The organism is Daejeonella sp. AP26 (genome assembly GCF_056680515.1).
The window spans coordinates 2,064,832-2,077,655 of record NZ_CM155286.1 but is presented as its reverse complement, the minus strand read 5'-3'; the positions used below and the strand labels follow the sequence as shown (position 1 = coordinate 2,077,655).

The window sequence follows — 12,824 nt, the reverse complement described above, 5'->3', positions numbered from 1 at the left end:
CATATAACAAAGGTATCAGTAGCCGAACCTTCATTCCATTGCTTACAAACAAGAAAAAACATTGATCAGGATCAAGAGAGCTATCAGGTGTCAGGTATGAGGTGTCAGGTATTAGCTATCAGTAGTCAGCGATCAGTATATTTAGATTTAAAAGCGGCTTTTTGAAAACCCCTTTTACCTTGCTGATTTGAAGATCTCATTATTAGATCATCTTCTTTAATCTGTGTATCTGTGGTCAACCTTTCTTTTTGTCTTTTTGCCTGCCATCAGTAGTTAGCTAAATTGTTTTTTAATAGGGTATTTTAAATCTCGATTGCACCTCATTCTCCGCTATCAAATCAAAACTCTATATTTGTCGGATCAAATGAAAAGGTTCCTCATTTTAACATTTGTGCTGTTTTACTTCAGCGTAGCCAGCGGCGCCACCGTAGAGTTTCATTACTGTATGGGTAAGCTGGTAGAGTGGGGTATGGCTAAGCCTTCAGAATCTAAAGCTTGCAGCAATTGCAAGATGAATGCAGAGGATTCTAGACATTGCTGCAAAAAAGATCAGCAAGAAGTTAAAATAGAGAAAGCCCAAAAGGCTGAATTTAGTTTTCAATTCAAATCTTTCCCTACAGTTATCGCTCTTCCTTACGATGTTGAAACATCGCTGCTATCTGTACAACAAATAAATACCGGTGCGAACTATAATCATGCGCCTCCGCGAACAGAAAAGACACCAGTCTTTCTTATGCTTCGCACTTTCCGTATCTGATAATCTTCCTCTCTATTTTGGCCAGGCTTTAAGCCAGGCTTAAGGCATTTCATGTCTTTCCATTTCCACATTCTTATTTTTTATTATGAGATCAATGGATGCTTCCGCGTTGCTGCCTGTATCTATGCTGTTCTACAGCTATAAACGAATTGTATGATTGAGAAGTTAATATCATTTTCCTTGCGGAACCGCCTGCTGGTTCTCCTGATCTCGGGAGTTCTGTTTGCTGCAGGGGTTTACTCCGTAAGCACCAGTAAAATTGACGCCATACCTGACCTTTCAGAAAACCAGGTTATCGTGTTTACCGAGTGGATGGGCCGGAGTCCGCAGATCATTGAGGACCAGGTCACTTATCCGCTTGTCACTAACCTGCAGGGAATTCCAAAAGTTCAATATGTGCGTGCCTCCTCCATGTTTGGGATGAGTTTTATCTACATCATCTTTGAAGACAACGTGGATGTTTACTGGGCGCGTTCGAGGGTACTTGAACGCCTTAATTCATTGGGCAGTGCTTTGCCGGAGGGCGTAACACCCACGATGGGCCCTGACGGAACGGGGGTAGGGCATGTGCTTTGGTACACCCTGGATGCGCCGGGAATGGACTTAGGAGAACAAAGGGCTATCCAGGACTGGTATGTCAAGTTCGCCCTTCAGAACGTGTCGGGTGTGAGCGAGATTGCTTCCTTTGGTGGCTTCCAGAAGCAGTATGAGATCACCATAGATCCCAATAAGCTGGCCTATTACAAGTTGTCGGTTCCCCAGGTCATGGCGGCTGTAAACTCGAATAATAATGAGGCCGGCGGTCGTAAATTCGAGATGAATGATGTGGGATATATTATTAAAACTACCGGCTATCTCGAATCGATGGAACAGTTGGAGAACCTCTCTGTTAAAACACAAAACTCCATACCGGTTCGAATCAGGGATATTGGCACGGTCCAAATGTCGGGTGAGAGTCGCCTTGGCATCTTCGACTACAATGGTGAGGGCGAAGCCGTGGGTGGCATTGCGGTGCTGCGGTACGGCGAGAATGCTGAGGAAGTAATTGAGCGCCTGAAGCTCAAAATGGAGGAAGTTAGCCGCGGACTGCCGGAGGGCGTGAAGTTTAATATTGTCTACGATCGGGGTGAATTGATCGAGGAATCCATTTCTTCAATCAAAATAACGCTGATCGAAGAGATGATCGTTGTTTCCATCATCGTCCTGATCTTTCTTTTCCACTGGCGTAGTGCGGTCAGCATCATTGTGCAGATTCCTATCACAATAGCGGCAAGTTTTATCCTGTTGAATGCATTTGATATTTCCTCGAATATCATGTCGCTTACCGGGATTGCATTGGCCATTGGGGTAATCGTGGATAACGGGATCATCATGGCCGAAAACGCATATAAACACCTCGCCATCCGGCAGGCTGAATTAAACGAAGAATATAAAGCTGGAGGAACACCACATGTGGAATAAAATTAAAGGACCTTTTAAACGCCAGACAGGCAAAAAGGACTACGTAGAATTAAATGACGAGGAGCGCCTGAGCATCATTGAGAAAGCCTGTAAACAAGTTTCCAGAGGCGTGTTCTACTCTACCATTATAATAATCACCTCTTTCCTCCCCGTATTTCTGTTGACCGGCCAGGAAGGGAAGCTTTTTCATCCGCTGGCTTATACCAAAACATTTATCCTGATTATAGATGCCTTGCTGGTCGTGACTTTAGCCCCGGTGATCATCTCTTATTTCATGAAAGGCCGGTTCAGGTCTGATCATGACAACCCGATTAACCGGAAGATGGAGGGTTGGTACGAGCCGTTGATCCGCAAGTGCATTAAGTATCGGAAAACAACTATCGGGATTAACATCCTGGCCCTACTGATCAGCATACCTATGATGATGAGTCTGGGTCGGGAATTTATGCCGCCGCTGGATGAACAGTCAATTTTGTTCATGCCGGTTACCTTACCGGATATATCAAACGCCGAAGCAAAACGCATTCTTCAGGTTCAGGATAAGATTATTAAGTCGGTCCCTGAGGTAGATAAAGTGTTAGGTAAAGCGGGCCGGGCCAGCACCGCTACCGATAATTCGCCGATAAGCATGATTGAAACCATTATTATGCTGAAACCTAAAAGCGAGTGGCGTGCCGGAATTAGCAAGAGTGATATCATTAAGGAGCTGGATTCCAAACTTCAGATCCCGGGTGTAGTAAATGGCTGGACACAGCCGATCATCAACCGGATCAATATGCTTTCCACAGGCATCCGTACAGATGTAGGGGTGAAGGTGTACGGTCAGGATCTCAAGCAGATAGATGCCGTTTCTAAAAAGGTAAAAGCCATGCTGCAGGATATAGAAGGGGTAAAAGATCTTTATGTTGAACCGGTTACCGGCGGCAAGTACCTCGAAATTGATATTAAACGCGATCAGCTGGAACGTTATGGATTAACCGTGGATGACGTGAATGCTACTGTTGAAACGGCGATCGGTGGAGCTTCATTCGCCAATACGGTAGAGGGACGACAACGTTTTAAGATCAACCTGCGTCTGGGTCAAGAATTCAGGAACAGTATCGAGCGTTTAAAACGGATACCGCTAAACTCGCCCGACGCAGGAGTAATCCCCTTGTCTGCGGTAACCGATATCCGGTTTGCTGATGGTCCGCCGATGATTACTTCCGAGAACGCTATACTGCGCGGGGCGGTGATGTTTAATGTGCGTGATCGCGACCTCGGGACTACCGTACAGGAAGCTATCAGCAAGCTGAACGGTAATGTTGATCTTCCGCAAGGCTACTTCCTGGAATGGAGCGGCCAGTATGAGAACCTGATCCGCGGTCAGCAGACCTTAGTATATATCCTCCCGGTGGTACTGATGATCATCTTCATATCGCTTTATCTCGCGTTCAAATCGCTGCGGGAAGCTTTCCTAAGCCTCGTCACTATACCTTTTGCTCTCATTGGCGGTGCTTTCCTGGTCTACTTCTGGGGAGCCAACCTGTCTATTGCGGTAGCCGTGGGCTTTATTGCCCTCTTCGGAATCGCAGTTGAAACAGGGGTGGTGATGGTCATTTATCTGAATGATGCGATGAAACAGCTGGTACAATTGAGGGGGAATTCAAGTGACACCATCAGTAAAGAAGAACTGCGGGAATATGTGATCGCAGGAGCGGCGAAGCGGCTTCGGCCAAAGATCATGACCGTCTGCGTGTCGTTGTTCGGCCTGATTCCCGTATTATGGTCTACAGGTGTTGGAAGTGATATTATGCAGCCAATCGTACTACCGATGATTGGCGGAGTACTCACATCCTCCACGCATATTTTGCTGGTTACCCCGCTGATCTTCCTGATGACGAAAGAATATGAACTGAGAAAATTTGGAAAAATGGAGGTGTATGATGCGGAGCATTAAAATTGTATTGCTGGCTGTAATATCCTTATGGGCTATTCAAACTTCAGCGCAGGAGGTGCTGACGCTGGAGGAGGTACTACAGCGTATCGAACAGAATAACCCCGGCTTAAAAGCCTATGACAGCCAGGCGAAAAGCAAGGATGCGATGATAGAAGGTGCGAAAGCATGGATGGCCCCGATGGTGGGTGTAGGAACCTTTATGACACCCTATCCGGGAGCAGCGATGGTCGGTGAGGACGCGAAGGGAGCGCTGGTGTTTGCCGCAGAGCAGGAGATCCCCAACCCGGCGAAGATTAAAGCCAGGTCTGCGTACTTATCCTCACAGTCAGCAATCAGCCAGGCATCAAAGGCCATCGCATTTAATGAATTGCGGGCCACAGCCAAAGCTTTGTATTTTGATCTGCTGATCGCCGATAGAAAGATCAGGTATCAAAAAGAAAATCGGCGGATCATGGAGACCATGCGTAAACTCGCTGAAATCAGATACCCCTTAAATCAGGGTGGCCTGAGTAATGTATTTAAGGCAGAAGGCAGAAGCTATGAGGCGGAGAATATGATCCTGATGACAGAAAGTGACATGCGCTCTAAAAAGATTGCATTGAATGCGCTGATGGATCGTTCGGCAATGGACTCCTTTCGTGTTGACACCACTTATAAAGTAGCATTTGTTCCTGCGCACAATGTGGATTCAGCCTATCATATAGCAGCCCATAGTGATATTCGTAAAATGGACCTGAGTATCCGCTCAATGGCTCTCAATATAGAGCAGGCGAAACAGCAGGCCAAACCTGATTTCAGCATCCGGTTTGAGCATATGGCCAATCGTTCGGCTATGATGCCAAACCAGTACACCCTGATGGGGATGATCTCCATCCCGATTGCACCCTGGTCATCAAAAATGTATAAGTCGGAGATAAAAGCGATGGGACTTGAGCGGGAGGCAATGGCTCAGGAACGGCAGGCCATGCTGAACCAAATGGTGGGTATGACCAGATCCATGGAGACGGAGCTGCTGACCATGCAGAAGCAGCTGGCTAATTATGAATCGAAGATTCTGCCTGCTCTCGGAAAGAACCTCAAAGTTTCCATGCTTTCTTACCAGGAGAATAAGCTGGAGCTGCCCATGGTGATTGACAGTTGGGAAACAATCAATATGGCCCAGATGAACTACCTGGATCAGTTACAGCGGTTTTATAAAATGATTGTCGAATATGAGAAAAGCATTGAGAAATAAGATCGGTTTGATCATTGTCACCCTGCTTTTCATTAGCGCAGGCTGCAGTACAAAAGATGAGCATGCCCACGAAGAATCGTCAAAATATACCTGTCCGATGCACCCGCAAATCGTTAGCGACGAACCGGGCACTTGTCCGATTTGTAAAATGGACCTGGTACCGGTATCCGGGCACGGGCAGATGAGTGCAGACGATAGTTTAAAATACCTTGTTAAACCAACCGATGAACTGGTTCAGTCATCTGTAAAAACCGTTAGGCCTCAATCGGGAAAACGCTTTTCCGATGATGTTCTTCGCGGAGTGATCAATTACAATACAAATAACTGGAAAAGTATTTCAAGCCGGGTTAGCGGAAGGATCGAACGTTTATACGTGAAATATAACTACCAGCCCGTAAGCAAAGGGCAGAAAATAATGGATATTTATAGCCCGGATCTCGCCAATGCGCAGCAGGAGCTATTGTTTCTGAAGCAGAACAACGAACCCGAACTTCTGGAAGCGGCGAAAAGGAAGCTTCGTTTATTGGGTTTGACAGATTCACAGATTGCGGCAACGCTTCGTTCAGGTAAGATTGACTACACCATCAGTATTTATAGCCCTTATTCCGGATATCTCGTTGAGGGAGCCCAGCCTGCCGGCTCTTCCGCGGGCTCATCGGCTACCGGTGGCACCATGATCAGCGGTGGCGCTGATGCCGGCGCTGCTTCCGGTATGGGTGGCAGCTCGATGGGAACAATCGCAAACCCCTCGACCTCTGCTGTACCTGCAATAAATACGACAAATGCGCTCGCCGTCAAGGAGGGTCAATATGTTACCGGCGGGCAGAAGCTCTTCGATCTGATCGATGCCACATCCGTATGGGCTGAATTCTTTTTGCGTCCTGACCAATTAGACCTTATCAAGCGGGGAACGGAGGTTGAGATCACATCCGCGGATGATCCCTTGCTACTTAGTAAAACGAAGGTAAGCCTTGTGCAGCCCTATTATAATGAAGGCAGTAATTTCACGGTTGCGAGGGCGCAGGTAAATAATCCGGGCAAAGCATGGCGGGTGGGTCAGCTTGTTAATGTAAGCACTACTTCTCAGGGGGTATCCGGTAACTGGGTTCCGCGTAAAGCGATATTGCAGCTCGGAGGCAGACAGGTTTTGTTTGTGAAGCAGGAGGGAGGGTTCAGACCTGTTTATACCCGGGTACTTAATACCATGGGCGATTGGGCAGATATCGGAGAGAGCGTTTCTGCTGATACAGAGATCGCGGTTAACGCCTGGTTCCTGGTAGATTCAGAAAGTTTTGTTAAACCAGATTCAATTAAGCAATGAGAAAATCAATCTTATACCTGGCATCTGTACTTATTTGTATGACCGTCCTGTTATCATGCAACAACAAAAAGAGTGCAGTAAAGTCTGACACGAAATATACCTGTCCGATGCATCCGCAGATCGTTCAGGATGCACCGGGTACCTGCCCCATCTGTCAGATGGATCTGGTGCCCCTGAACCAGGCGGGCAATGATATGGAGCTGATGCTCAATGCTAGTCAAATTCAGCTAGCTAATGTGCAAACCATGAAGGTTGGAACAGGAACCTTTGGCTCTTCAAAAGTGCTGAATGGTCGGCTGGTCAGCAACCCGGAAGCCGCTGAAGTTATCGCTAGTAAGTTTGCCGGACGGATAGAAAAACTCTATGTTCGCGAAACCGGTCGTTTGTTGAGTGCCGGTTCTCCGGTGTACAGTATTTATAGTGAGCAGCTACAAGCCCTTCAGCAGGATTATCTTCTGCAGCTGAAACAGGTAGCCGCTTTCCCGGGTGAAAAGATCTATCAAACGTTGAGAGACGCGGCGAGGAACAAATTGTTGTTATTCGGTTATTCCGACGAACAGATTAAATCATTGGCAAAGTCAGACAAGATTTCACCCAACATAACCGTGTATGCTAAGAGGTCAGGTTTAGTGCGCGAGATTAATGTGACGGAGGGTAGCTACATCGCTGAAGGCACAACTATAGTGAACCTGGAAGATCTCGCGCAATTGTGGGTTGAAGCAGATGTGTATCCGGCAGAAGTAAACCTTGTTAAGCAGGGTATGGCGGTTAATGTGCAGATCAATGATTTAGGAAAGGAGCAGACTGTTAAGATCAATTACATTTCTCCGCAGATAAATCCCGGAACGCAGTTGCTGACCATCCGCGGGGTGATAGGTAACCCATCCGGAGATCTGCAGCCAGGGATGCAAGCTACAATATTACTGCCCTCAGCTTCAGTGAGCAATGCCGTTCGCCTGCCATTAGCTGCGGTCGTGCGCAGCGAAGCAGGTTCGCATATCTGGATCAGGACCGGTGTTGAAACCTTCACGCCCAGAAATGTAAACACCGGAGCGGAAGATGCCGAAAATATTGTGATCACTTCGGGACTCAAAAACGGGGAAGAAGTGGTCATTAGCGGAGCTTACCTGCTTTACAGTGAATTCGTATTAAAAAAAGGTGCAGATCCTTTAACTGTCCACAATCATAAATAGTAAATTTAGAGCAATGAAAACAAATCAAATGATGAAAAGAGCAATCAATTTAACCTTGTCTATCGCCGTACTGGCCTTCACAGCATGTTCGTCTGGTACAAACAAAGAAACTGCGGATCATGCTGCAAATGCAGATTCCACACATACAGAGACAGCTGCCGTAGTTGTTCCGGCGCAGTTCGAAAATCCTAAAACGGCAGCAGTTTATGAAAGTTACGTGAAGCTGACCAATGCGTTTGTTAAAACAGACGGCACCGAAGCCCAAACTGCAGCGGCTGCCTTGCAAACGGCTTTATCGGATGCCGGAAACAATAAAGGTGCTGATCTTGCAGGTAAGATCGCCAGTGTAACAGATGTGAAAGCACAGCGCGCCCAGCTGGAGAGCCTGACAGCAGAAGTAGAGTCGGTGGTGAAATCTTCAAAGATCAAATCCGGTGTTATTTACAAACAATATTGCCCGATGGCTAACGATAACAGCGGTGGTTACTGGTTGTCGAGCCAATCGGAGATTAAAAACCCTTACTTTGGAGACGAGATGCTGGGATGCGGGTCGACAAAAGAAGAGATCAAATAATATTCGATTTAAAGACTGAAAGCTTCGGGAGACCGGAGCTTTTTTTGTTTCGATGGATTTGATTATTTACCTAAAGGCAAGTGCTGTTGTTCCAGATACAGTCGATCTGGTCTGTCGCCATATGCATCAATAAGCCTATTGCGATTAATCTTGTTCGGACAGGAAATAAAAAGATCACATACAAACCAATTGCGAAATAACTGTGCAACGGATGAAAGCCAATACTACAGCGACAGGCTTCAAATATCGGGGTGGCCAGCAAGTGGTCAGCATCCACCAGCATGGTTAATAAAAATATTGCAGAAACTTTAAGACCTCTTTCTCTGAAAAACAGAAAAGCAATGATAACCGGAAAGACAAAATGAAGGAAATAATGCGTGACTTGCTGCATCTCAAAAATTTGCTGCAATAATGCCTGTTTATTGTATCATTTACAAGGCCTGGCGCATAAGTTTGATTTTTGACGATTGAGATGACCTTCTATTTTAAATTATTTAAATTAGTAGTATGGAAACACTAATCATACATCCCCGAAATCCCAAAGAATCAGCCACTCTTGAAGCGATCTTAAAAGCTTTAGATGTACCTTTTCATAAGCAGCAGGAAGGATTTGATCCCATATTTTCAGGTAAGACGGAAGCGGGCAAACCGTCTGAACAGCCCCGGAAAAGTACGGGAGATGATATCTGGAAGCTGGAGTAACAGCTACCGGTCAAAAAATTCAATACCATCACGTTAGGAAGATGCGTTTTTAACCATCTCCTAAAAACAAAGCCGTTGATCTATCATAATGTGATCAATAGCGTTTCCGGCTCGCCACTACTGCATTCTGTATTTTCATGTTGACTGAGAGTCAATAAAGCAAAGCCGTGGCCCTTTGCCAACGGGAAACCTTATTTTTACGGCTGATCCAATTCGTTAAAAAGGCATAATTCATACTCATGGACAATAATCTCAATAACAAAGTAGCCTACATCACAGGCGGAAGCAAAGGAATCGGTTATGGCATCGCCAAATCTTTACTGGAGCAAGGCATGCGTGTCGCCATCAGCAGTCGAACCTTAAAGGCCGCGGAAGACGCTGCCCGATCATTAAGCACTGATTCTTCAAAAGTATTAGCCCTGCAGTCGGAGGTAAGCTCAATGGCTTCAGAGCAGGCAGCAGTTAAATCTATTATCGACAAGTTCGGTGAACTGGATGTAGTGATAGCCAATGCAGGTGTCGGTTATTTCAATTCAATAGAAGACTTGACCGAAGATGAGTGGAAAAAGACCATTGACACCAATCTGACCGGTGTGTTTAATACGGTTAAATCGAGTCTGGATGCGTTAAAAAAATCCAAAGGATATATCATCACCATGGCTAGCCTGGCCGGCACCAACTTTTTCGAAAACGGCTCAGCATATAATGCCAGCAAATTTGGATTGGTAGGCTTTACTCAGGCCATCATGCTCGACCTTCGTAAACACGGCATCAAGGTAACCACCATCATGCCGGGTTCCGTAGCTACTCATTTCAACGATCACATCCCATCAGATGCAGACGCCTGGAAAGTTCAGCCGGAAGATATAGGAGAGATGGTTGTTGGCTTGCTAAAAATGCATCCGCGCGCCTTACCAAGCAAGGTAGAAGTGAGGCCTTCGATGCCATCAAAAGGCTGATTGATTGCTCCCTGATTCTGCGTTCTTCACTCGGTAAAAGGCACTATCGAACTTTAGTGAAGGCGATTTTTTGATTGTACAGTAACCCGGTCTATTAAGGGTCCTGTTCGTGTCAAGTTCGACCATCCTAAGATCAAAAGCCGTTTGATCTTAGGATGGCAAAACATGACCAAAACTTGTCAGCCTTCGAAATAGAACTTATGCACTAAAAATTCTGATTAAGGCTTCTGGATAGGAGGACGCTAAACTTCCCCCGGCAATACTGATGCCTGATCCTCGTGTGTTATTTCCAGCATCTTCATAGGAATCACATGATCCTGTCGCGAGGGAATACTATTGAATTGGAAAAAGGTGTACAGAGAATTTCGGTGGAGTGATTCCAGGATTAAGCCGTTGTTGAAAGAGCCGGGGGTTGGCGAGTGAGTAGTTAAGAGGGATCTTGATCTTTTTTCGGTCATCTACAAAAACACTGCAGGTAATTTTTAAAAGGCCTCCAAGGTTAGCTTTTACATTCAGCTTAATTCGGTCTTGATCGAAGAGGTGTCCCAGCAACTTTGTTCCGGTGAAGCCATAAGTTTCATCCTGCAGAACGTTATTAAAATAGAGCCGCTCACCATGAAGCCAGGTATTTTCAACTTTAATTTCGTTGTTATCAAATTGTCCTGTCCAAATACTTTTCATGTGGTTTAGATAGATTTCTTGCTTTTTGTTATAGTTTTTGAGGGGCTGTTGCGCACTTAATACTTTAGTATTAGAAGAGAAATGGAAGGACTTATTTACCTAAAAATCAGTCGGTTGCTTTCGGTATTTATTAGTTATATTTAATTGACTCCCAATAGGATATTTTAAATTAAACTTAGCTAAAAACATAAACGAAATGAAAAAGCTCTCTTTACTTGTTTGTTTATTTGTTGTAATTGCTTCCTGTACCAGGAGTAATGATAAGGTGGATATAAATACCAGTGCTGATAGCACGACAGCAGATCAGGAACCGGGTGACCTTCCTTACACCGCTACTTACTCCAGCTCATGGTCTGATAATGTTTCTAACGAAGATCTCAAAATGGTTTTGACCACTTATAAAGACTGGTCGGCTGGTAATATGAGTGCCTTAAGCAAAGCTATGGGGGATTCGGTAACATACGACAATAATGCAGGCAAACATATGAACCTGTCAAACGCAGAACTGATGAAGATGTGGTCGACCAGCCGCGACAGCCTGAAGTCAGTATCGATTGAAATGCAGACATGGAAGAAAATGTATTCTACTGATAAAAAAGCCGGTTACGTGGTGACCTGGTATAAAGAAATTGACACGTATAAAGACGGCAGGGTTGATTCGGCCTACTACCATGATATCAACGAAGTCAAAGACGGTAGAATTACCTGGTATAGCCAGTACAAACGGCCCGCAAGACCACAATGATATCTTCTATAAATGCCGGACAATCTAAAGTGGTGGTTGTTTTACTTGTTATTTTTCGGTTCAACAACGGCCATATTGTTTATAATTTTCCACTCGTTATCAATGTCTAAGACCAACGAATTGAATGAAACAAAGTAATTTTCGGAGCTTTCTAAACGCAGTTTGACCATTGCGATAGTCTCGTTTTCATCAATACTCTCAATTGACATTTCTCTGGGTAAACCACCGAAAACTCCTTCTTTAATGTTTGATAGGTATTTCTGTTTATCAATGATTGTAACGCCCGGAGTTCCCTTAAATCCGTTATTGGTGACTCTGAAGTCTTTGTGAAGCACCTTGTCTAATAGCTGGACGTCGCGGTTGTCGCCGCCTTTTACAAAGTCTGTTATAGTCTGTGTTATATTTTCTGTTTTGGTCATCGTAATTGGGATTTGCTGCAGACACTGATAATGATGCCCGAAATCTTAGGCCTGGTATTTATTCTTCCGAAGATTTGACGATAAAAAATATATCACCGGTATGAAGCTTAAGGCTAAGATTAAGGGCAATAGCCATAATCCCAATCCGTCAGATCCACCTGTTGCGCTTTGAATGGTCATAAACGCCAGTAGCCCAAATATAAAAACTAATATCACCTTTAAATACCTCAACATTCTGGTCGCGTTTGAGTATTGTCTAAGGGCATTGTCTGCAGTTATCTCTGAAAGGTAATTGAAAATATGCGGGAACTTATTTAGCATGGTTATCCCGACAAACAGGATAGTAGCTACCAGAGGCAACATTAGAATTGACGCTTTTCCACCAAAACCATCTGCCTTTCCTGCTACGTTGAAATGAACAATTATTGTCTCAGGCAACTTGAAATAATTACTAATTGTAAAGACCCAAAGTGAGATTAGAGTCAGCGCGCTGATGAGCTCCCATACTTTGTCGGTAGTTGTTAACTGAAGTTTGATTTTTGGTCTATCTTGCATACAAGGGAGGCCTTTCCGCACTACATGTAAGTCGAAATGAAGAAAGTTAAAGTCCAGAGCCCGAGAAATACACCATCGGCTACATTTTCATTTCTATACTTCCAGATCCTTTGCTCAACCTCCCTCATCAGCTGTAGCAGCAACCCCTGCACAGCCAAAGTAGCCGACACCCTAACCGTTGACCAGGTGCAGCAGAATTCAACTTTAATGATTGACAGCGCCAAAACTTTATTGAACAATTCAAATTATTGGGTCGGGACGGGAATTTCATAGATTTGCACGGA

The 12,824-nt window shown here is 45.0% G+C and carries 15 protein-coding genes; 11 read left to right on the top strand and 4 right to left on the bottom strand.

Going from position 1 to position 12,824, the window contains the following annotated elements:
• The first annotated feature begins 364 nt into the window (after positions 1-364).
• The 7 genes from AC1MCB_RS08960 (at position 365) to AC1MCB_RS08930 (ending at position 8,479) form a co-directional block, all read left to right on the top strand.
• Positions 365-757, top strand: a complete 393-nt coding sequence (locus tag AC1MCB_RS08960) for an HYC_CC_PP family protein (RefSeq protein WP_479968407.1) — start codon at positions 365-367, stop codon at positions 755-757.
• Positions 758-910: 153 nt separating this feature from the next.
• Positions 911-2,218 carry an efflux RND transporter permease subunit gene (locus tag AC1MCB_RS08955; protein WP_479968406.1) on the top strand — a complete coding sequence of 436 codons (1,308 nt, stop codon included), beginning with the start codon at positions 911-913 and terminating at the stop codon, positions 2,216-2,218.
• Entirely contained in the window at positions 2,208-4,157 is a 1,950-nt protein-coding gene (locus AC1MCB_RS08950; RefSeq protein WP_479968405.1) for an efflux RND transporter permease subunit, read from the top strand. The genes AC1MCB_RS08955 and AC1MCB_RS08950 overlap by 11 nt, the downstream gene beginning before the upstream one ends.
• A complete protein-coding gene (locus tag AC1MCB_RS08945; protein ID WP_479968404.1) occupies positions 4,141-5,391 on the top strand; it encodes a TolC family protein in 1,251 nt (416 codons plus the stop codon). The genes AC1MCB_RS08950 and AC1MCB_RS08945 overlap by 17 nt, the downstream gene beginning before the upstream one ends.
• Positions 5,369-6,712, top strand: coding sequence for a heavy metal-binding domain-containing protein (locus tag AC1MCB_RS08940; protein ID WP_479968403.1), 1,344 nt, complete (start codon positions 5,369-5,371; stop codon positions 6,710-6,712). Before AC1MCB_RS08945 ends, AC1MCB_RS08940 begins: the two co-directional genes overlap by 23 nt.
• Positions 6,709-7,905 carry an efflux RND transporter periplasmic adaptor subunit gene (locus tag AC1MCB_RS08935; protein ID WP_479968402.1) on the top strand — a complete coding sequence of 399 codons (1,197 nt, stop codon included), beginning with the start codon at positions 6,709-6,711 and terminating at the stop codon, positions 7,903-7,905. Before AC1MCB_RS08940 ends, AC1MCB_RS08935 begins: the two co-directional genes overlap by 4 nt.
• A gap of 13 nt (positions 7,906-7,918) precedes the next feature.
• On the top strand, positions 7,919-8,479 hold the full coding sequence (locus AC1MCB_RS08930) for a DUF3347 domain-containing protein (RefSeq protein WP_479968401.1): 561 nt from the start codon (positions 7,919-7,921) through the stop codon (positions 8,477-8,479).
• Between the two features lie 70 nt (positions 8,480-8,549).
• Here AC1MCB_RS08930 and AC1MCB_RS08925 read toward each other — a convergent pair whose 3' ends face one another.
• Positions 8,550-8,888 carry a DUF6122 family protein gene (locus tag AC1MCB_RS08925; protein WP_479968400.1) on the bottom strand — a complete coding sequence of 113 codons (339 nt, stop codon included), beginning with the start codon at positions 8,886-8,888 and terminating at the stop codon, positions 8,550-8,552.
• 98 nt (positions 8,889-8,986) lie between these two features.
• On the opposite strand from AC1MCB_RS08925, the gene AC1MCB_RS08920 reads away from it, so the two are divergent.
• Positions 8,987-9,181 (top strand): DUF2683 family protein, encoded by a 195-nt coding sequence (locus AC1MCB_RS08920; protein ID WP_479968399.1) that lies wholly within the window; start codon positions 8,987-8,989, stop codon positions 9,179-9,181.
• Between the two features lie 239 nt (positions 9,182-9,420).
• Positions 9,421-10,140 (top strand): SDR family oxidoreductase, encoded by a 720-nt coding sequence (locus tag AC1MCB_RS08915; protein ID WP_479968398.1) that lies wholly within the window; start codon positions 9,421-9,423, stop codon positions 10,138-10,140.
• Between the two features lie 333 nt (positions 10,141-10,473).
• On the opposite strand, the gene AC1MCB_RS08910 is transcribed toward AC1MCB_RS08915, so the two are convergent.
• Positions 10,474-10,821 (bottom strand): hypothetical protein, encoded by a 348-nt coding sequence (locus AC1MCB_RS08910; RefSeq protein ID WP_479968397.1) that lies wholly within the window; start codon positions 10,819-10,821, stop codon positions 10,474-10,476.
• Positions 10,822-11,017: 196 nt separating this feature from the next.
• Between AC1MCB_RS08910 and AC1MCB_RS08905 the strand changes: the two genes are divergently transcribed.
• On the top strand, positions 11,018-11,566 hold the full coding sequence (locus AC1MCB_RS08905; protein ID WP_479968396.1) for a nuclear transport factor 2-like protein: 549 nt from the start codon (positions 11,018-11,020) through the stop codon (positions 11,564-11,566).
• Between the two features lie 41 nt (positions 11,567-11,607).
• On the opposite strand, the gene AC1MCB_RS08900 is transcribed toward AC1MCB_RS08905, so the two are convergent.
• Both AC1MCB_RS08900 and AC1MCB_RS08895 read right to left on the bottom strand, forming a co-directional pair.
• Complete coding sequence (locus AC1MCB_RS08900) at positions 11,608-11,985, bottom strand: nuclear transport factor 2 family protein (RefSeq protein ID WP_479968395.1); 378 nt, start codon at positions 11,983-11,985, stop codon at positions 11,608-11,610.
• 45 nt (positions 11,986-12,030) lie between these two features.
• Positions 12,031-12,540 carry a DUF1648 domain-containing protein gene (locus AC1MCB_RS08895; protein WP_479968394.1) on the bottom strand — a complete coding sequence of 170 codons (510 nt, stop codon included), beginning with the start codon at positions 12,538-12,540 and terminating at the stop codon, positions 12,031-12,033.
• 36 nt (positions 12,541-12,576) lie between these two features.
• Between AC1MCB_RS08895 and AC1MCB_RS08890 the strand changes: the two genes are divergently transcribed.
• Complete coding sequence (locus AC1MCB_RS08890) at positions 12,577-12,813, top strand: hypothetical protein (protein ID WP_479968393.1); 237 nt, start codon at positions 12,577-12,579, stop codon at positions 12,811-12,813.
• Positions 12,814-12,824: the final 11 nt, after the last annotated feature.